The 18,927-nt window shown below is 56.7% G+C and carries 17 protein-coding genes; 8 read left to right on the top strand and 9 right to left on the bottom strand.

Going from position 1 to position 18,927, the window contains the following annotated elements; all coding sequences use genetic code 11:
• Positions 1-19 precede the first annotated feature (19 nt).
• Positions 20-1,450 carry a Cu(+)/Ag(+) sensor histidine kinase gene (locus tag PW844_RS22660; protein ID WP_299456617.1) on the bottom strand — a complete coding sequence of 477 codons (1,431 nt, stop codon included), beginning with the start codon at positions 1,448-1,450 and terminating at the stop codon, positions 20-22.
• Positions 1,440-2,123 carry a copper/silver response regulator transcription factor gene (locus PW844_RS22655; protein ID WP_299456615.1) on the bottom strand — a complete coding sequence of 228 codons (684 nt, stop codon included), beginning with the start codon at positions 2,121-2,123 and terminating at the stop codon, positions 1,440-1,442. Before PW844_RS22655 ends, PW844_RS22660 begins: the two co-directional genes overlap by 11 nt.
• A 179-nt stretch (positions 2,124-2,302) precedes the next feature.
• On the opposite strand from PW844_RS22655, the gene PW844_RS22650 reads away from it, so the two are divergent.
• The 4 genes from PW844_RS22650 to PW844_RS22635 are packed head-to-tail and all read left to right on the top strand — an operon-like array spanning position 2,303 to position 8,481.
• On the top strand, positions 2,303-3,688 hold the full coding sequence (locus PW844_RS22650; RefSeq protein WP_299456613.1) for a Cu(I)/Ag(I) efflux RND transporter outer membrane protein: 1,386 nt from the start codon (positions 2,303-2,305) through the stop codon (positions 3,686-3,688).
• 32 nt (positions 3,689-3,720) lie between these two features.
• On the top strand, positions 3,721-4,074 hold the full coding sequence (gene cusF, locus PW844_RS22645) for a cation efflux system protein CusF (RefSeq protein ID WP_299456612.1): 354 nt from the start codon (positions 3,721-3,723) through the stop codon (positions 4,072-4,074).
• 26 nt (positions 4,075-4,100) lie between these two features.
• Positions 4,101-5,336 carry an efflux RND transporter periplasmic adaptor subunit gene (locus tag PW844_RS22640; RefSeq protein WP_299456611.1) on the top strand — a complete coding sequence of 412 codons (1,236 nt, stop codon included), beginning with the start codon at positions 4,101-4,103 and terminating at the stop codon, positions 5,334-5,336.
• Positions 5,337-5,346: 10 nt separating this feature from the next.
• A complete protein-coding gene (locus tag PW844_RS22635) occupies positions 5,347-8,481 on the top strand; it encodes a CusA/CzcA family heavy metal efflux RND transporter (RefSeq protein ID WP_299456610.1) in 3,135 nt (1,044 codons plus the stop codon).
• A gap of 4 nt (positions 8,482-8,485) precedes the next feature.
• Here the strand turns inward: PW844_RS22635 and PW844_RS22630 are convergent, their stop codons facing one another.
• From PW844_RS22630 to PW844_RS22610, 5 genes are all read right to left on the bottom strand, one after another.
• On the bottom strand, positions 8,486-9,088 hold the full coding sequence (locus PW844_RS22630; protein WP_299456609.1) for a cupin: 603 nt from the start codon (positions 9,086-9,088) through the stop codon (positions 8,486-8,488).
• 144 nt (positions 9,089-9,232) lie between these two features.
• Positions 9,233-10,339 (bottom strand): FAD-binding oxidoreductase, encoded by a 1,107-nt coding sequence (locus PW844_RS22625; RefSeq protein WP_299456607.1) that lies wholly within the window; start codon positions 10,337-10,339, stop codon positions 9,233-9,235.
• A gap of 14 nt (positions 10,340-10,353) precedes the next feature.
• Entirely contained in the window at positions 10,354-11,097 is a 744-nt protein-coding gene (locus PW844_RS22620) for an amino acid ABC transporter ATP-binding protein (RefSeq protein ID WP_299456606.1), read from the bottom strand.
• Positions 11,090-11,893 carry an amino acid ABC transporter permease gene (locus PW844_RS22615; RefSeq protein ID WP_299456604.1) on the bottom strand — a complete coding sequence of 268 codons (804 nt, stop codon included), beginning with the start codon at positions 11,891-11,893 and terminating at the stop codon, positions 11,090-11,092. Before PW844_RS22615 ends, PW844_RS22620 begins: the two co-directional genes overlap by 8 nt.
• A 68-nt stretch (positions 11,894-11,961) precedes the next feature.
• A complete protein-coding gene (locus tag PW844_RS22610; RefSeq protein ID WP_299456602.1) occupies positions 11,962-12,774 on the bottom strand; it encodes an ABC transporter substrate-binding protein in 813 nt (270 codons plus the stop codon).
• Between the two features lie 198 nt (positions 12,775-12,972).
• Between PW844_RS22610 and PW844_RS22605 the strand changes: the two genes are divergently transcribed.
• A complete protein-coding gene (locus PW844_RS22605; RefSeq protein WP_299456599.1) occupies positions 12,973-14,046 on the top strand; it encodes a LacI family DNA-binding transcriptional regulator in 1,074 nt (357 codons plus the stop codon).
• 85 nt (positions 14,047-14,131) lie between these two features.
• Here PW844_RS22605 and PW844_RS22600 read toward each other — a convergent pair whose 3' ends face one another.
• Together PW844_RS22600 and PW844_RS22595 are read right to left on the bottom strand one after the other, a co-directional pair.
• Positions 14,132-14,473, bottom strand: a complete 342-nt coding sequence (locus PW844_RS22600) for a type II toxin-antitoxin system HicB family antitoxin (RefSeq protein ID WP_299456597.1) — start codon at positions 14,471-14,473, stop codon at positions 14,132-14,134.
• A complete protein-coding gene (locus PW844_RS22595) occupies positions 14,470-14,724 on the bottom strand; it encodes a type II toxin-antitoxin system HicA family toxin (RefSeq protein ID WP_299456594.1) in 255 nt (84 codons plus the stop codon). Before PW844_RS22595 ends, PW844_RS22600 begins: the two co-directional genes overlap by 4 nt.
• Before the next feature lie 286 nt (positions 14,725-15,010).
• On the opposite strand from PW844_RS22595, the gene fecI reads away from it, so the two are divergent.
• The 3 genes from fecI to fecA all read left to right on the top strand — a co-directional run bounded on the left by fecI (position 15,011) and on the right by fecA (position 18,913).
• Positions 15,011-15,532, top strand: coding sequence for a ferric citrate uptake sigma factor FecI (gene fecI, locus PW844_RS22590; RefSeq protein ID WP_299456591.1), 522 nt, complete (start codon positions 15,011-15,013; stop codon positions 15,530-15,532).
• A 1-nt stretch (position 15,533) separates the two neighbouring features.
• Positions 15,534-16,487: a ferric citrate uptake sigma factor regulator FecR gene (gene fecR / locus PW844_RS22585; protein WP_299456588.1), complete on the top strand. Its 954-nt coding sequence runs from the start codon at positions 15,534-15,536 to the stop codon at positions 16,485-16,487.
• Between the two features lie 86 nt (positions 16,488-16,573).
• Positions 16,574-18,913, top strand: coding sequence for a TonB-dependent Fe(3+) dicitrate receptor FecA (gene fecA, locus PW844_RS22580; RefSeq protein ID WP_299456585.1), 2,340 nt, complete (start codon positions 16,574-16,576; stop codon positions 18,911-18,913).
• The last annotated feature ends 14 nt before the right edge of the window (positions 18,914-18,927 follow it).

Raw genomic sequence — 18,927 nt, 5'->3', positions numbered from 1 at the left:
TCCCACGACTGGTTTATGCTCAGCTCTGAATCCTGGGCAACAACAACGTAAATCGGGTAGATACCGCATCAGAGGCGACGTGAATCTCCCCCTGATGGGCTGTGACGATTGATTTGACGATGGCCAGCCCAATGCCGCTGCCTTCGCCTTTTCTCTGGCGTGACGGGTCAACACGATAAAACCGGTCAAAAAGGCGTGCCAGATGCATCGGCGCAATAGGGATGCCTGGATTTTCAACCCTCAGCTCCACCCAGACATCGCGCTGCTGGAGATGAACGGTAACCGACTCACCCGCAGGGGTATGGCGAATGGCGTTGGAAAGTAAGTTGTTGATAACGCGACGCAGCATCAGTGGATCACCCTGAACCAGCGCCGCGTCGCCCGCCAGCGTCAGCCCTACCTGCTGTTCTTCCGCCCAGGCTTCAAAAAACTCAAACACCTTGATGGTTTCAGTGCGCAGATCGAGCGGGATGCGTTCCGGGATCAGCTGATTATTATCCGCCTGAGCCAGAAACAGCATATCGCTGACCATTTTCGCCATCCGGTTGTACTCTTCCAGGCTGGAATACAGGACATCCTCCAGTTCTTTCACCGTACGCGGCTGGCTGAGGGCAATTTCCGTCTGCGTCACCAGATTGGTGATGGGGGTTCTGATTTCATGGGCGATATCGGCGGAGAAGTTGGCCTGACGGGTGAAGACATCTTCAATACGTTCAATCATATGGTTGAAGGACATCACCAACTGTTGCAGCTCAATCGGCACGTTATCCGGTTCCAGCCGGACATCCAGATTTTTCGAGGTGATGTTGTTTATTTGTTGGCTGACGTTGCGTAACGGCAGATAACCCTGGTGAACCGCAAACAACACGATCAGGATAATCAACAGGCTAATGGCTGAGGCGATGATTAACAGATTATGTTTCAGCGCGTCCAGGTAGTGCAGGTGGAAATCAATCGAAAGTGCGATCAGCAGCCGATCAGTGCTGGTGTGCCCGTTGTACGGTGAACTGACGGCAGTGGCCATCACCCGGTAGCTGCGATTGCCGTTGTGGGCAGCATGCGCGCCCATCGGGTCTGACCACAAAAATACCTCACCGGAATCAACTTCTGTGCTGTGGACCAGCGACATCAGGTCTGGTCCGTCTGCCGAGCGGTATAAAACCTGATTTTCCGGGCTGAGTAGCATCACCGAGATATAACGGTAGCTGTCGAGAATGGAGTCGATTTTCGCCACTTTTTGCTGTTCTGTCTCGCCGGGATTTTTCAGAATGGCTGTCAGCGTGCTGTTGATTTGCTTAAGGTTGGTCACGTCCTGTTCGGCAAAGTGATTCTGGACTGAATGCAGCATAATCCAGGCTGCGGTGGCGAAGGCAATGATGGTGGCGAGACTGATAAAGAAGGTAAGCCGGATTTCAAGCGACACAGGACGGCGCAGTCGCTTAATCTTCATCAGGCACCTCAAGCACATAACCGACGCCGCGTACGGTCTGGATCAGTTTGGGGGAGAAGTCATTATCGATTTTTGCCCGCAGCCGTTTAACCGCAACATCGATGGCATTGGTATCGCTGTCAAAATTCATATCCCACACCTGCGAGGCAATCAGCGAACGGGGCAGGACCTCACCGCGATGACGGATAAAGAATTCCAGCAAGGTGAATTCTTTGCTGGTCAGGGTGATGCGGGTACCCGCGCGGCTCACTTTACGTGACACCAGGTCAAAGTTGAGATCCGCCAGCTGGAACTGGCTCTCAGGAATAATATTGGCCCCGCGGCGCAGCAGCGTTCTGACACGCGCCAGCAACTCGGCAAAGGCAAAGGGTTTGACCAGATAATCATCGGCACCCAGTTCCAGTCCCTTTACGCGATGTTCAATGGTGCCCAGCGCGGTCAGCAGCAGAATCGGCATCCCTTTGCTGGCAGCACGCAACATACGCACGATATCCCAGCCGTTGACATCGGGCAGCATAATGTCCAGTACGATCAAATCGTACTCAGCGGTCATCGCCAGATGGTAGCCAGTGAGGCCGTTGTCGGCGCGATCGACCACAAACCCCGCCTCGGTCAGCCCTTTGCTGAGGTATTCCCCTGTTTTCACCTCGTCTTCGACAATCAGTATCTTCATTTTCTCACCCATCCCCTCATCGGTGCCATTCTAGTGGGCCAAAGGACGATATCAACGACTTCAGTCGAAAATGACAGCTTTGTCATTGTTGGGTCACGCTGCCAACAGAGTCGCTTCGTTACAGTGTCCGCCGTCATCATCTGGAAACAATGGGCAGGCAGGCCCTGGCGGTTAGCGATATGGTCAAATTAATATTACGGGTGGTGGGTGCGGCGTTTTTGCTGACGGGATGTGTCTCGCTGGCCCCCGAATATCAGCCCCCTGAACTCCCGGTTCCACAACAATTCTCTCTCTCCCGCAACACGCTGGTGCCGGTTACCGCAGGCTATCAGGATACCGGCTGGCGGACCTTTTTTGCCGATCCTCAGGCCAGGCAGTTCATTGATGTGGCGCTACGCAATAACCGTGATCTGCGTATGGCGGCATTGAAAGTGCAGGAAGCACGCGCACAGTACCGGGTAACCAATGCCGATCGCTACCCGCAGCTGAACGCTGCTACTGAAGCGAGTTACAGCGGTGGCCTGAAACGCAGCGACCTGACGGAAAAACAGTTTCAGGCCGGGCTGGATCTGAGCTTTGAGCTGGATTTTTTCGGCAGATTGAAAAATCTGAGCGAAGCCGACCGGCAAAACTACCTTGCCAGTGAGGCTGCTCAGCGTGCAGTGCATATCCTGCTGATTTCCAGCGTTGCTCAGAGCTACTTTAGTCAGCGGCTGGCAGTGGCACAGCTGCGTATTGCCCGGGAGACGTTACAGAATTATCAGCAATCTTATGCCTTTGTGGAGCAGCAGCTAATTACCGGCAGCAGCAATGTGCTGGCGGTAGAACAGGCGCATGGCCTGATTGAAAGCACCCGCGCGGAGATTGCCAGCCGGGAAGGGCAACTGGCGCAGGCGAACAATACCTTGCGGCTGGTAGTGGGCCGCTGGCAGGGACTGCCGGATGATCAACGCCGCGTGGTGGGGGTTCTTAACCCGGTCAGGCTACCCGCCGGACTTTCCTCGGAAATCCTGCGTCAGCGTCCGGATCTGATGGAGGCTGAACACCAGCTGATGGCGGCCAATGCCAATATCGGTGCGGCCAGGGCTGCGTTCTATCCGTCGATTAGCCTGACCAGCGGCTTGTCGGGCAGCAGCGATGACCTGTCAAATCTGTTTTCCGCAGGCAGCGGCATGTGGAATTTTGTGCCAAAAATCGACATCCCGATTTTTAATGCCGGTCGTAACCAGGCCAGCCTGACGCTTGCTGAAGTGCGCCAGCAGCAATCGGTGGTGAATTACGAGCAAAAAATCCAAAACGCGTTTAAGGACGTCGCCGATGCGCTCGCGCTGCGCGACAGCCTCAGCAACCAAATTGCGGCGCAGCAGCGTTACCTTGCTTCCCTGCAAATTACGCTGCAACGCGCACGCGGATTCTATGCCAGCGGTGCGGTGAGTTATATCGAAGTGCTGGATGCTGAGCGCTCATTATTCAGCACCCGGCAAACGTTATTTGATTTGCAATATTCCCGGCAGGTCAATGAGATCAATCTGTTCACTGCCCTGGGGGGCGGCTGGACGGAATAATCCTTCCATTACATTTTTCAGGAGTCAATATTATGCATCAGTTAATCAAAGTGGTTTTATTCGGTATTTTTCCGGCACTGATTGCCGCGGGTGCACAGGCCAGTGAGCAGCATCAGAGCATGATGTCACATGCGGAGATGGCGGTTCAGCAGCCGGTGATTAACGCCACGGGGGTGATTAAACAGATTGATTTAGCAAATAAAAAAATCACTATTGATCATCAGGCGATCCCGGCGCTTGGCTGGCCAGCCATGACCATGCGTTTTACCTTTACCACTCAGGACGACAGCATCAACGCGTTAAAAGTGGGTAGCCCGGTTAACTTTTCTTTTATTCAGCAGGGGAATATCTCACTGCTTCAGGAAATAAAAGTCAGTCATTCTTAATTAACGGATGGTTGTCAGGAACAATTATGGCATCGTTAAAATTAAAATACGCGGCGGTGATGGTCAGTAGCCTGATAATCGGAGGGCTGATTACGACAGCGGCTTTCCATTATCTGCCTTCTGCCAATAAAAAGTCAGCGCCAGAACGCAAAGTTTTATTCTGGTATGACCCGATGAAACCCGATACCAAATTTGATAAACCGGGTAAATCACCGTTTATGGATATGGACCTGATACCCAAATACGCGGATGAAGGCGAGGCGGACAATAGCCAGGGCATGCGTATCGATCCGGTGCTGGTACAGAACCTCGGTCTGAAGACCATCAAGGTCAGCAAAGGGCGATTGCAATATAGCCAGACCATTCCGGCCAACGTCAGTTTTAACGATTACCAGTTCGTGATTGTGCAGGCTCGTTCGGAGGGTTTTGTCGAAAAAGTCTACCCATTGACTGTTGGCGACAAAGTCAGCAAGGGCACACCGTTGATCGATATCACCATCCCGGAGTGGGTGGAGGCGCAGAGCGAATATCTGTTGCTGTCAGGCACCGGGGGATCGACTACCCAGGTGAAAGGTATTCTTGAACGGCTGCGTCTTGCCGGGATGCCGGAAGAGGATATTCAGCGTCTGCGCAGTTCCCGCACGGTACAGACCCGCTTCACCATCAAAGCCCCAATCGATGGGGTGATCACCGCATTTGACCTGCGCAGCGGAATGAATATCTCCAAAGATAAAGTGGTGGCCCAGATTCAGGGCATGGACCCGGTGTGGATCAGCGCTGCGGTGCCAGAGTCGATCGCCGGATTGCTCAGCGATCGATCGCACCTGTCGATTTCAGTGCCGGCATACCCGGGTCGCAGCTTCAATATCGAAAAATGGAGCATCCTGCCGAGCGTTGACCAGACCACCCGCACGTTGCAGGTGCGTCTCCAGGTGGCGAATCGCGATGAATTGCTGAAACCCGGTATGAATGCGTATCTGCATCTGAACAGCCAGAGTGAGGAGATGCTGCTGATCCCGTCTCAGGCGGTGATTGATACCGGTGATGAGCAGCGCGTGATTGCCGTGGACAGCGAGGGACGTTTTGCACCCAAAGCCATCCGCATACTGGCGGAATCGCAGCGCCAGAGTGGTGTGGCGGCAGGGCTAAGCGAAGGGGAGTCAGTGGTGGTCAACGGGCTGTTCCTGATCGACTCGGAAGCCAATATTACCGGGGCGCTGGCGCGGATGCGTCAGGCCGACAACGCGCATTCCGATCACTGAGGGAACGACGATGATTGCATGGATTATCCGGCGCTCGGTCGCTAACCGTTTTCTGGTGATGATGGGGGCACTGTTTCTCAGCGTCTGGGGGGCCTGGACCATCATCAACACCCCGGTTGATGCCCTGCCGGACCTCTCCGATGTACAGGTGATCATTAAAACCAGCTATCCCGGCCAGGCACCGCAGATTGTGGAAAATCAGGTCACTTACCCGCTCACTACCACCATGCTTTCCGTGCCGGGTGCTAAAACGGTACGCGGCTTCTCGCAGTTTGGTGATTCCTATGTCTATGTGATTTTTGCTGACGGCACCGACCTTTACTGGGCGCGCTCCCGCGTGCTGGAGTACCTCAACCAGGTGCAGGGTAAATTACCGGCCGGGGTCAGTTCCGAAATCGGCCCCGATGCCACCGGGGTGGGCTGGATCTTTGAGTATGCGCTGGTGGATCACAGCGGTAAGCACGATCTGGCGGAGCTGCGTTCATTGCAGGACTGGTTTCTGAAATATGAACTGAAAACCATCCCTGACGTGGCAGAAGTGGCCTCGGTGGGGGGAGTGGTGAAGCAGTACCAGATTCAGGTCAACCCGCTGCAGCTGGCGCAGTACGGCATCAGTCTGGCGGAGGTGAAATCCGCCATGGCATCCTCCAATCAGGAGGCGGGCGGATCCTCCGTAGAAATCGCTGAAGCGGAATATATGGTGCGGGCCAGCGGCTATCTGCAGACCCTGGATGATTTCAATAACATCGTGCTGAAAACCGGCAGCAACGGCGTGCCGATCACTCTGCGCGATGTCGCCCGCGTGCAGATTGGACCGGAAATGCGGCGTGGCATTGCCGAGCTGAACGGTGAAGGCGAGGTGGCCGGTGGGGTGATTATCCTGCGTTCCGGCAAAAATGCCCGCGAAGTGATCACCGCCGTGCGGGATAAGCTTGATAGCCTGAAAAAGAGCCTGCCGCAGGGGGTTGAAGTGGTGACCACCTATGACCGCAGCCAGCTTATCGATCGGGCGATTGCTAATCTCAGCCATAAGTTGCTGGAAGAATTTGTGGTGGTCGCACTGGTTTGTGCGCTGTTTCTCTGGCATGTGCGTTCGGCGCTGGTGGCGATTATCTCGCTGCCGCTGGGGTTGTGTATTGCTTTCATTGTGATGCATTTCCAGGGGCTGAACGCCAATATCATGTCGCTCGGTGGCATCGCCATTGCCGTCGGGGCAATGGTGGATGCGGCAATCGTGATGATTGAAAATGCCCATAAACGGCTGGAGGAGTGGCAACATCAACATCCTGATGAACGCATCGACAACGATAGCCGCTGGCAGGTGATCACCGATGCGGCGGTAGAAGTTGGTCCGGCGCTGTTTATCAGCCTGCTGATTATCACCCTGTCGTTTATTCCTATCTTCACGCTGGAAGGCCAGGAAGGGCGGCTGTTTGGCCCGCTGGCGTTTACCAAAACCTGGTCGATGGCGGGTGCTGCCGTGCTGGCGATTATCGTGATCCCCATCCTGATGGGATGGTGGATCCGTGGGAAAATCCCGGCGGAAAGCCACAACCCGCTTAATCGTTGGCTGATCAGGATTTATCACCCGTTGCTACTGAAGGTGCTGCACTGGCCGAAGCTGACCTTACTGGTGGCGGCGCTGTCGATCTTCACGGTGTGGTGGCCGCTGAGTCAGGTGGGTGGCGAGTTCCTGCCAAAAATCAATGAGGGGGATCTGCTGTATATGCCCTCAACCTTGCCGGGCGTCTCGCCAGGGCAGGCGGCGGCGTTATTGCAGACCACGGACAAACTGATCAAAACCGTACCGGAAGTGGCCTCGGTGTTTGGCAAAACGGGCAAAGCGGAAACCGCGACCGATGCAGCACCGCTGGAGATGGTAGAAACCACCATCCAGCTGAAGCCCGAAGCCGAGTGGCGGCCTGGCATGACGCTCGATAAAATTATCGACGAACTGGATGCCAGGGTGCGGCTGCCGGGGCTGGCCAATCTATGGGTTCCACCGATCCGCAACCGTATCGATATGCTCTCCACCGGGATTAAAAGCCCGATTGGGATAAAGGTCTCAGGCAGCGTACTGGCGGATATCGATATCACCGCCCAGCGCATCGAAGAAGTCGCGAAAACTGTACCTGGCGTGGTTTCGGCGCTGGCGGAGCGTCTGCAGGGTGGACGCTATATTGATGTGGATATCAACCGGGAGAAGGCGGCGCGTTACGGTATGACGGTGGGGGATGTCCAGCTGTTCGTGTCATCGGCGATTGGTGGCACCACGGTCGGCGAAACCGTGGAAGGCGTGGCGCGTTACCCGATCAATATTCGCTACCCGCAGGGGCTGCGCGACAGCCCGGAAGCACTGCGTCAGTTGCCGATACTCACGCCGATGAAGCAGCAGATCACCCTGAGCGATGTGGCTGACGTCCGTGTGGTGTCAGGTCCCAGCATGCTGAAAACCGAGAATGCCCGTCCGACCAGCTGGATTTATATCGATGCCCGTGGTCGTGACATGGTATCGGTAGTCAATGACCTGAAAACGGCGATCGCAGACAAGGTGACGCTCAGGCCTGGCACCAGCGTGGCGTTTTCCGGGCAGTTCGAACTGCTGGAACATGCCAATAAAAAGCTGAAGCTGATGGTGCCGATGACGCTGATGATTATCTTTATCCTGCTGTATCTGGCGTTTCGCCGCGTAGATGAGGCGCTGCTGATTCTGATGAGCCTGCCTTTCGCGCTGGTGGGTGGCATCTGGTTTCTCTACTGGCAGGGATTTCATCTGTCGGTCGCCACCGGTACCGGATTTATCGCCCTGGCCGGGGTCGCTGCCGAGTTTGGTGTGGTGATGCTGATGTATTTGCGACACGCGATTGAAAATGAACCCGCGCTGTCATGCCCTGAGACGGTCACACCGCAGAAACTGGATGAGGCGCTGTATCACGGCGCGGTGCTGCGTGTGCGGCCCAAAGCGATGACGGTGGCGGTGATTATTGCCGGTCTGCTGCCGATTCTGTGGGGCAGCGGGGCGGGTTCCGAAGTGATGAGCCGCATTGCGGCACCGATGATTGGCGGCATGATCACCGCGCCGCTGCTGTCGCTATTTATCATCCCGGCGGCTTACAAACTGATCTGGCTGCGCCGCCATCGATAAGCGTCTATGCCTGCTGCCAGCTGTGGGTCAGCGGACCGGTTTGACCGGCCACCGGATCGCTGTCCGGGAACGGCAGTTGGCTGATACGTTGCAGCATCTCTGGCGTCGGGGCGGCACGGCAGATATCCCATTGCTGGTGGGGAGGATAGGCCCCCACCACCTGGAAATCATCGCTGCTGCCGTCGTTAAAATGCCCGGTGCCTGCGGGCAGCAACGCCACATCACCCGCAGCCATGTTAATCACATGGCCACCTGGGCCACCCAGCATCACTTTTGCGTTACCGCTGACACATCCCAGCACCTCATGCGCGGTGCTGTGATAGTGATGGAAGGTAAAAATCGAGGCGACCCATTGTGGCGGCCAACTGTTTTTCTCAAATAAGGATTCGGTGGGCGAGGTCATTTCAGCCGCTTTCGGCAAAACGTTTTGGTAAATAATCACCGGAAGATGGGGATTGTTCGGCACCCAGCCATTACGTTCCAGGCGCAGCAACTGCACATTTTTCGCTGTGGGAGCGGCGGTGGCGTAGCGGTTAAACAGGGCTGGGGCGGTCAGTGCCAGACCCGACATGACGCGCATAAAGTGGCGACGTGATAAATCATTCATCCTTTCCTCCAGACTTTAAATGAGATGCAGATCACGTTTTAAGCGTAATGCAAATAGCGTAGCGACGCGATTTATCGCGCGGGTTTTCTCCCGCAGATGCTGCCAAAGATGCGCGATAAATCGCGCCGCTACGGGGTGGACGTCTTAGCCAAACCGCTCAGGCCGGAAGGTCGCCAGCATCGGGTGTTTCGTTCCGGTGATCATCTCCTGTGCCAGTAATTCACCGACAATTAACGCCAGCGTGGCGCCGGAATGGGTAAAGGCGACAAAACAACCCGGCACCTGCTGCAACTCCCCCAGCACCGGCTCGCCGTCGCCGGGAATCGGTTTGTAGCCCATCTTCCAGCTCTGTGCCTGCAAAGGGGCATTGTTCAGCAGCAGCTTATCGGCTTCCTGCACCAGCTGGTTCACCACCTTCTCATCGATAGTAAAACCACCGTCGGGCAGTGGCTGGATATCGTTCTCGTACCAGTCGTGATCCAGCGCCAGCGAATTCCCCGGATTAGGGCGCACTGCGGCGCGTGGCGTATTCAGCACCGCTGTGAGTTTTTGCTCAGCGGGTTGGGTGATCACCAGCATCGACAGCGGCGAACCGTTGGGGATGGTGACGCCGAGCGGGGCCACCACTGCCGGGGTGGAAGGGCCGCAGGCCACCAGCACCTTGTCGGCGGGCAATTCGCCCTTCTCCCAGCGCACGCCACAGGCGCGGCCCTCGGCGGTTATGACTTCGGCTTGTCCGGCAAACTCAATAATTTCCCCACCGAGCGCGCGTAGTTGCTGTGCCAGATGTTCGATCAGATGCGGAAGGCTTACCCAGCCTTCACCCGGATTAAAGATTGCCTCGCCGCTTAGAGCGGCGGGATCGATCTGTAGCTCCGTTACCGTGTCACGACTGCGCAGGTGTGAATCATAACCGTGCGCGTTTTCATACTCATGGCGGGCGTGCAGGGTGGTGGGGGTGGCGGCGGTCCAGAATAGCCCACCATCAAAGCGCAGCCAGTCACGGGAAGGATCGTCGGCAAACAGCGTCCGGTAACGATCAATGCCCGCCATACGCAGCGCATGGTAAGGTTTTGAACGCTCACCGGAGGAGTTCAGCCACGATAGCGAACGACCGGAAGCGCCGGAGCACAGCTCAGCCTCCGTCACCAGCGTGACTGCCGCACCGCGCTTTGCCAGCTGCAGCGCGCTGGAAACCCCCAGCACGCCGCCTCCCAACACCACTACACGAGCCTGATTTTCTACAGCCATCTTTGGTTCCTTGTTTACAGCACTTCAGAAAGAAAACGTTGCAGACGCGGCGACTGGGGGTCATCGAACAGTGCGGCAGGGGTGCCGACCTCGATAATCTCGCCTTCGTCCATAAACACCACCTGATCGGCGACCTTGCGGGCAAACCCCATCTCATGGGTCACCACCACCATCGTCATGCCACGACGACACAAGTCGGCCATCAGGGTCAGCACACCCTTCACCAGTTCCGGGTCGAGCGCCGAGGTGGCTTCGTCAAACAGCATCACCTCAGGGTCCATCGCCAGCGCGCGGGCAATGGCCACTCGCTGCTGTTGGCCACCGGAGAGGTCGCGCGGATGATGATCGGCACGTTGGCCGAGTCCTACCTCTTCCAGCCGCTGGCGCGCGATCGTCATCGCCTGAGACTTCGGCAACCCTTTCACTTTCCACGGTGCCAGCGCGACGTTCTCCAGCGCGCTATGGTCGGGGAACAGGTTGAAATGCTGAAATACCATGCCGATGCGCAGACGCAGGGCATCTGGCTTTTCGCGCAGCACCGAACGCCCGGCCAGCAACACATCGCCGGATTTCGGTTCGTGCAGCCGGTTGATGCCGCGCAGCAGGGTGGATTTACCGGAGCCCGACGGCCCGATGATGCAGGTGGTGGTGCCCGGTGCGACGCTGAGTGATACCCGCCGCAAAACCTCAATCGGCCCGTAAGCCAGCGACAAATCGCGCAGCTCCAGGCTGGCCCCTTTCCAGCTCGTATCAGTCATGATGGCCTCCTGCGCTTTCCAGCAGTGCTTTGTTGGTGGGTTTCTGTACCTCCTCCACCTCTTTCAACCCGCTCTGCGGCGCGGTGAGGCGGCGGCGTCCGGTGCGGTAACGCACGTCAACGTAGTTCACCATATGTGTCAGCGGTACGGTGATGATCAGATAGAACACCCCGGCCAGCATCAGCGGCGACAGGTTACCGGTCAGTACCGCCGCATCCTGACCGACGCGAAACAGCTCACGCTGGTTGGTCATCAATCCCAGCAGATAAACCAGCGAGGAATCTTTGATGATGGCGATGAACTGGTTAACGATAGCGGGAAGCACGCGGCGGATGCCCTGGGGGATCACCACCAGCCGCATGGCCCGGCTATAGCTCATACCCAGCGCCCGGCAGGCTTCCATCTGTCCGCGTTCCACGCTCTGGATGCCGGAGCGGAAAATCTCACCCATATAAGCGCTGGCGATCAGGCTAAGAGCAAAAATACCCAACGGGTAAGGTGAGGGGCCAAACAGCTGGTAACTGAAACGTGCTAATCCCTGACCGATCAGCAGAATAGTCAGAATTGACGGCAATCCGCGAAACAGATCGGTATACATACGCGCGGGCAGACGCAGCCAGCGCGAGGGTGAAATCCCCAGCAGCGCCAGTGCCAGTCCGAGCAACGTACCGAGCACGGTCGCCGCCACGGAGATGATCAGCGTGTTGACCAGGCCGGTAGTCAGCAACTGCGGCAACACTTCGATCATCGATGGAACATCAAAGAAGGTACGGGAAAGAATTGTCAGCATGTCCATCGCCGTCTCCATTCAGTGCGGGTGATGAGCACGCTCATCACCGGTGAAAAGACAAACCCTGAGCCGCGTTACTGGCCGCCAGGCAGGTACTGTTTTGGCATCGGTGAACCGGGAAACCATTTCTGGTAGAGCTGTTTCCAGGTGCCATCCTGCATGGCCGCTTTGATAGCTTTATCCAGAGCGGCTTTAAATGCCGGTTTGTCTTTGGCGATGGCAACGCCAGCGGGGGCGTTGAAAGAGGGAATATCGGCAGCCGAGACCAGCTTGAAGCGTTCGGCATAGCTTTTCGCCGCTTCGTAATCGAGGAACACCGCATCCAGCGTGCCGTTATTCATCGCCGATACCGCGGTGTTGTTATCCGGGAAACGCACGATATCGGTCTGGGTAAAGTGCTCCACGGCATAGTTCTCCTGTAACGTCCCCTGGATCACCCCAAGGCGATGTTTCGCCAGCGTGGCAACGTCAGTGACGCCACTGTCGCTGCGTGTCAGCACCGTCAGATAACCAGCGAGATAACCGGTGGAGAAATCGACAGTTTTTTCCCGTGCCGGGGTGATACCGATTGCCGCCACGCCCGCATCAAACTGGCCGTTGGCGACGGCGGGCAGGATGGCGGAGAAATCCTGCCCAACAAAATCCACCTTGTCGATACCCATACGGTGGGCCACGTTCTTAAAGAACTCCACATCGAACCCGGTGAACTGCCCGCTGGCGTCGGTGAAGGTATAAGGTTTGGAATCGCCGACGCTGGCGACGCGCAGCTGACCCGGCGTCAGCAGGCCATACGGGTTGTCATTACTGGCAGCAAACAATGGGAAGGAAAGCGAACACAGGGCGATGGCAGCGCCGAACAGGGCGTGCAGGTGTTTATGCGATTTCATAGCTCGTCCGTTTTTGCAGGTTTAAACATCAGAGACTGTTGAGCCGGAGGATGTAATGTTTTTGAGACCGGTCTCAACGCAAGTGGCTTCCTGAGCAACAGTGATTGTGAGACCGGTCTCAGGGAGTTACAATGAGTTTAAGCACACACGTTTTTCATCGTCAATCTTCCTGTCATCAACCTGTGATTCGAATTAATTATGACCAACCAGAAAGTGCGTTCTAAAGCGCCAACCGTGGCCGATGTCGCGCGAGCAGCAAAAGTATCAAAAGCGCAGGCTGCACGCGCGCTGGGTGGCTATGGGGCGGTGAGCGAAGAGGTGCAGACCCGCGTCAGTAGCGCAGCCGCAGCGCTCGGTTATCGCCCCAATGAACTGGCTCGCAGCATGAATACCGGACGTTCCAACACCATCGGCGTGATCGTTGGTGATATTGAGAACCCACACTTTGGCCTGGCGCTGCGCGGTATGGCGGACGTCACCCGGCAGGCGGGTTATCAGTTACTGCTCAGCAACAGTGACGAGAAGTGGCAGGCGGAACAGGACGCGGTGCGGGTGATGCTGGAAAAACAGGTGGATGGCATCATCGTTACCCCCTGTTGCTCGGAGCGGGATAAAAACGCTCACCTGATGCAGGTGCTGGCGGAAGGGCGCGCGTTGAAGTTATTCGATCGCGCCGTCATTGATCTGAACGTGGAAGCGATTTGCTGTGATTTCACCGATGTTGCGCAGCAGGCAACGCAGGCATTGATCGCTGCCGGGCATCGTCAGGTGGCATACGTCACCAGCATGATGCTGGCAGGGGAGTTTACGCAGCTCAGTGACTTTGGCTTGACGCCGGTCGCACAGCGTGTCGGTGGCATGATGCGGGCGTTTGCTGCCGCCGGGCTGCCATTTGACCCGACGCTGGTGCAGGTCAATGCCGACAGCGATGAACAAATCCGGCAAATCGTCGCAAGGCTGTGGCAACGCGAACAACCGCCTACCGCGCTGATCGCCTCCGACAGCGTGGTGGCGATGTCACTGCTGCGCGAAGTGATGCGCCGGGGTCTGCGTATTCCGCAGCAGCTGTCGTTTGTGATGTACGACAATTTCCCGTGGAGCGAGATTGTATCGCCGCCGCTCACGGTAGTCGCGCAGCCGGTATATGAAATGGGACGCGAAGCGGCACGCAGGCTGATTGCGGAAATTCGTGGCGAGGTGCTTGATCCGTTACCCCGGTTCAGTGCGGAATTAATTGAACGCCAGTCGATTGGGGTAATAGCAGCCAGTTAATCCGAGGTTTTATCATCCTGGACACTTACCCGGGTTTGTAGCTGCTGCATTGTAACAAGTGATGCTTAGGCATTCTGAATCTTCCTTAAGAATGCTTCTGTATAACGAGATCAACACCTTCATTGAGTAATTCGTTAATAGACACACCATGAGCCTGAGCGGTAACTGCAAGCGCCTGATGCCGTTCTGGTGTCAGACGGGTCGTAACCTTGCCGCTGAAAGTTTTGTAAGGTTCAATCCCGTCTTTCTGGCATTCATCCAGAAAAACAGCCAGTGATACAGAACCTTCTTTTTTGAGTTCCTCCACGCTGTAAGCGTAGAAATCAGCCCCGCCGTTCAGGCCGACAAACTCCCCGCGAAACATTTCTATCTCTGGATCAAAAGTGATAACGGCAACATGGCCGTCTATTTTGAGTGTATTATTCATGGTCTGATTCCTAAACTATCCAGCCATATCCGAATGGAGTTAACCGCCCCCTTGTCAGTGGTAGGTCTCGGATGTGGCCTGTGAAAGATTTTCTTTTGTCCTTTCAGTAGAACCGCAATCCTTGAGCCTTCCCTTTCATGAACTTCCGCACCCAAGGCAATAAAAAGCGATTCAATATCGCTCCATTTTATCGAACCGCTTACGGGTCGGGCGAACACATCTGACAGCGTTTTTTGGTGTCGTTTGTTCATGCGCAAATAGTATCACATTGTGACACCACGTCAAATTCCCGTGGAGCGAGACCGCATCACAACCGCTCACGGTGGTGGCACAACCTGGCGCGATAAATCGCGCCGCGACGGATCCCTGCGTCGACATAAATACCGACCCTGCTAGCGTAGGGGGCGCATTGATGCGCACCTGGTGGTTGATGTTCAAGGCGGTAGTACGATCCGTGCCGTTACTGGAATGGTTGTAATGATAACCATTCGCAGTTAGTATCATTGCACTTTTCACCTTTTGACATACTTTGACATCATGTTGCCTGCTGCTGAATCCTCTGCTGCGCCGTCTCTGGCGCTGTTCTATGCCAACAACCATCGCTGGCTCAGGCACTGGCTGACGGGCAAGCTGCGTTCAGCCTTTGATGCGGATGATGTCACTCAGGACACCTTTCTACGGGTGATGTCCGGCGGCCATCTGGCCGACATCCGTGATGCCAAATCCTTCCTTTGTACGCTGGCGAAGCGCGTGATGGTGGATCGTTTTCGCCGCAACGCGCTGGAAAAAGCCTATCTCGAATTACTCAGCCAGCTGCCGGAAGTTGTCGCCCCGTCACCGGAAGTGCAGCAAAGCCAGCTGGAAATCCTGCAATTGATCGACCGCATGCTGGACGGGCTGGGCTTCAAAGCGCGTCAGGCTTTTTTGCTGTCGCAGCTGGATAACCTGACCTATGCCGAGATCGCTGTACAGCTGTCGGTGTCGGTCAGTTCGGTGAAAAAATATATGGCGAAAGCCACCGAGCATTGCCTGTTGTTCCGTCTTGAGCAGGGGCTGTGACATGAGCGCGCCGCTGTCGAATGCGCAACGGGAAGCGCTGCGCAGCGCATCGCACTGGTATGCGGTGCTGAGCGGTGAACGGGTCAGCCCGCAGCAGGAATTAAAATGGCAACGCTGGGTCGATGCGCATCAGGATCATCAATGGGCGTGGCAACAGGTGGAGAACCTGCGCCAGCAAATGCAGGGGATGCCGGGCGAGGTTGCCAGCAGAGCGCTGCGCGATTCGCAGATGACACGCCGTCATGTGCTGAAAGGCTTGCTGCTGGCGGTGGGTGTGGGCGCGGGATGGCAGCTGTGGCGGACTGATTACGTAACGGGGCTGCGCGCCGATTATCGTACGGCACGCGGCGAGATTCGGCAGCATCAGCTGGCGGATGGCAGCCTGCTGACACTCGATACGGCTTCAGCGGCCAATGTCACCTTCAGCGCCAGCGAGCGACGCATCGAGTTACTCACCGGCACCCTCGCTATCACCACCGGCAAAGATGCGCAGCAGCGTCCGTTTCGGGTCTACACCCGACAGGGGCAACTGACCGCACTCGGTACCGCTTTTAGCGTACAGCAGCAGGACGATGCCACGCTGTTACGCGTCAGCCAGCACGCAGTGGCGGTGCGTCTTATCAGCGCTCCGCAGCAGAGTGTTACCGTGCAGCAGGGGCAGATGCTGCGTTTCTCGGCCGACCACTACGGTGCGATTAGCACGGATGCACAGCCAGAACCGGGCTGGATCCACGGTTGGCTCAGTGTCAGCGATCGGCCGCTGGGTGAAGTGATTACCCAGCTGGCGCGTTATCGTCAGGGTGTGCTGCGCTGCGATCCGGCCGCCGCCAGCCTGCGCGTCAGCGGCACCTTTCCGTTACGCGAGAGCGACCAGGCGCTGCACGCGCTGGAGCAAACCCTGCCGATTGCGGTACATCGCATTACCCGCTACTGGGCCACGGTTCAGCGTCGTTAAATTTTTTTTCACCGTCATTGTCCCTTTTACCCCGGTCATACGACTTATCTCTGAAAACCACAAAAATTATCATCTTTGGAGACGTTATGACCGCTTCACGTCCACATGCGCTGCGGGTGTTACCGCTGGTGACGGCAATCCGCTTCAGCCTTCTTCCTGCCTTACTTTTCACCTCGGGAATGGTGGTGGCCGCAGCGCCTGCCACCACGCATTACAATATCGCCGCCGGTCCGCTGGATAGCGTGTTAAATCAGTTTGCAGCAACTGCGGGCATTACCTTATCGATGGATGCCAGCCTGACGCGTGGTAAGCAAAGCGCGGGATTACAGGGCGATTATGCGGTAAATGAGGGGCTGGCGGCACTGTTGCAGGGGGCGCAGCTGGAAGCCAGCGCGCTTGGTAGCAATCTGTGGACGGTTAAACCGCAACCGACTGAGCAGAGCCTGACCGTAGTCGGTGACTGGCTGGGTGAAGCGCGTGAAAGCGACGTGTTTGAACACCCGGGTGCGCGTGACGTGATTCGCCGTGCCGATTTTGCCAAAAACGGTGCGACCACCATGCGTGAAGTGCTCAACCGTATTCCGGGCGTCAATGCCCCGGAAAACAACGGTACCGGCAGCCATGATCTGGCGATGAACTTTGGCATTCGCGGCCTGAACCCGCGCCTTGCCAGCCGATCTACAGTGCTGATGGATGGCATCCCGGTGCCGTTTGCGCCATACGGTCAGCCGCAGCTATCGCTGGCCCCGATCTCGCTCGGCAATATGGATGCGGTGGATGTGGTGCGTGGCGGCGGAGCGGTGCGTTATGGGCCGCAAAGCGTGGGCGGGGTGGTTAACTTCGTAACGCGCGCCATTCCCAAAGATTTCGGTATTGAAGCGGGGGTTGAAGGGCAGCTCAGCCCGACATCTTCACAGAACAACCCAAAAGAGACGCATAACCTGCTGGTGGGTGGCACGGCGGACAACGGTTTCGGCAGCGCGATCCTTTACTCAGGTACCCGTGGCAGCGACTGGCGTGAACACAGTGCGACCCGCATCGACGATGTCATGCTGAAAAGCCAGTATGCCCCAAACGAAGTGCATACCTTCACCAGCCTGCTGCAATATTACGACGGCGAAGCGGATATGCCGGGCGGGTTGAGCCGCGCCGATTATGATGCGGATCGCTGGCAATCAACGCGTCCTTATGACCGCTTCTGGGGCCGCCGTCAGCTGGCCAGCCTCGGTTATCAGTTCCAGCCAGATCAGCAGCATAAGTTTAATATCCTCGGTTTCTATACCCATACGCTGCGCAGCGGTTATCTGGAGCAGGGAACGCGTGTGACACTGTCACCTCGTGAATATTGGGTACGGGGTATTGAGCCACGCTACAGTCAGAGTTTTAACCTCGGTCCGACCGCGCATGAAGTGGGTGTCGGTTATCGCTATGTCAGCGAATCCGGGCACGAGATGCGTTACTACACCCCAACTGCCAGCGGTGAGTTGCCATCTACCGCCAGCCCGTATGACCGCGACACCCGTTCCGGCACAGAAGCCCATGCCTGGTATCTGGATGACCGTATTGATATCGGCAACTGGACCATCACGCCGGGGATGCGTTTTGAACATATCGAGTCGTTCCAGCGCAATGCGATTCGCGGCACGCGCCAGGATGTCAGCTATAACGCGCCGCTACCGGCGCTGAACGTGCTGTACCACCTCACCGACAGCTGGAACCTGTATGCCAACACCGAAGGTTCCTTCGGCACCGTGCAGTACAGCCAGATTGGCAAAGCGGTGGAAAGCGGCAACGTTGAACCGGAAAAAGCCCGCACCTGGGAACTGGGCACCCGTTACGACGATGGCGGGCTGACGGCCGAAGTGGGCCTGTTCCTGATCAACTTTAATAACCAGTACGACTCGAACCAGACCAACGATACCGTCACCGCGCGCGGTAAGACGCGCCATACCGGGCTGGAGAGCCAGGTGCGCTACAACCTCGGAGAGCTGACGCCGCAGCTGGAAGAGGTGTCGGTTTACGCCAGCTACGCCTATGTGAACGCTGAAATTCGCGAAAAAGGCGACACCTATGGCAACCAGGTGCCGTTCTCTCCGCGTCAGAAAGGCACCCTCGGGGTGGATTACCATCCCGGCAGCTGGACTTTTAACCTCAACAGCGAATTCCAGTCGAGCCAGTACGCGGATAACGCCAACACCGTGCAGGAAAGCGCCGATGGCAGCACCGGTCGTATTCCCGGTTTTATGCTGTGGGGCGCGCGTGCCAGTTATGATTTCGGCCCCAGCCTCGCCAATCTGAATCTCGCTGTCGGGGTGAAAAACCTGTTTGACCAGGACTACTTCACTCGCTCCTACGACGATAACAACAAAGGCATTTATGCCGGGCAGCCGCGTACCTTCTATGTGCAGGGTGCACTGAAATTCTGACGGGAGACATCACC

The sequence above is a fragment of the Pantoea sp. genome, assembly GCF_028283705.1.
In the GTDB taxonomy this organism is placed as follows: Bacteria; Pseudomonadota; Gammaproteobacteria; order Enterobacterales; family Enterobacteriaceae; genus Pantoea.
The sequence above is the reverse complement of the archived record's forward strand: the minus strand, read 5'-3'. Positions and strand labels throughout refer to the sequence as shown.

Excerpts from the sequence above, each read along its gene's own strand:
- PW844_RS22660 (WP_299456617.1), bottom strand. The coding sequence starts at position 1,450 with ATGAAGATTAAGCGACTGCGCCGTCCTGTGTCGCTTGAAATCCGGCTT.
- PW844_RS22655 (WP_299456615.1), bottom strand. The coding sequence starts at position 2,123 with ATGAAGATACTGATTGTCGAAGACGAGGTGAAAACAGGGGAATACCTC.
- PW844_RS22650 (WP_299456613.1), top strand. The coding sequence starts at position 2,303 with ATGGTCAAATTAATATTACGGGTGGTGGGTGCGGCGTTTTTGCTGACG.
- cusF (WP_299456612.1), top strand. The coding sequence starts at position 3,721 with ATGCATCAGTTAATCAAAGTGGTTTTATTCGGTATTTTTCCGGCACTG.
- PW844_RS22640 (WP_299456611.1), top strand. The coding sequence starts at position 4,101 with ATGGCATCGTTAAAATTAAAATACGCGGCGGTGATGGTCAGTAGCCTG.
- PW844_RS22635 (WP_299456610.1), top strand. The coding sequence starts at position 5,347 with ATGATTGCATGGATTATCCGGCGCTCGGTCGCTAACCGTTTTCTGGTG.
- PW844_RS22630 (WP_299456609.1), bottom strand. The coding sequence starts at position 9,088 with ATGAATGATTTATCACGTCGCCACTTTATGCGCGTCATGTCGGGTCTG.
- PW844_RS22625 (WP_299456607.1), bottom strand. The coding sequence starts at position 10,339 with ATGGCTGTAGAAAATCAGGCTCGTGTAGTGGTGTTGGGAGGCGGCGTG.
- PW844_RS22620 (WP_299456606.1), bottom strand. The coding sequence starts at position 11,097 with ATGACTGATACGAGCTGGAAAGGGGCCAGCCTGGAGCTGCGCGATTTG.
- PW844_RS22615 (WP_299456604.1), bottom strand. The coding sequence starts at position 11,893 with ATGGACATGCTGACAATTCTTTCCCGTACCTTCTTTGATGTTCCATCG.
- PW844_RS22610 (WP_299456602.1), bottom strand. The coding sequence starts at position 12,774 with ATGAAATCGCATAAACACCTGCACGCCCTGTTCGGCGCTGCCATCGCC.
- PW844_RS22605 (WP_299456599.1), top strand. The coding sequence starts at position 12,973 with ATGACCAACCAGAAAGTGCGTTCTAAAGCGCCAACCGTGGCCGATGTC.
- PW844_RS22600 (WP_299456597.1), bottom strand. The coding sequence starts at position 14,473 with ATGAATAATACACTCAAAATAGACGGCCATGTTGCCGTTATCACTTTT.
- PW844_RS22595 (WP_299456594.1), bottom strand. The coding sequence starts at position 14,724 with ATGAACAAACGACACCAAAAAACGCTGTCAGATGTGTTCGCCCGACCC.
- fecI (WP_299456591.1), top strand. The coding sequence starts at position 15,011 with ATGTTGCCTGCTGCTGAATCCTCTGCTGCGCCGTCTCTGGCGCTGTTC.
- fecR (WP_299456588.1), top strand. The coding sequence starts at position 15,534 with ATGAGCGCGCCGCTGTCGAATGCGCAACGGGAAGCGCTGCGCAGCGCA.
- fecA (WP_299456585.1), top strand. The coding sequence starts at position 16,574 with ATGACCGCTTCACGTCCACATGCGCTGCGGGTGTTACCGCTGGTGACG.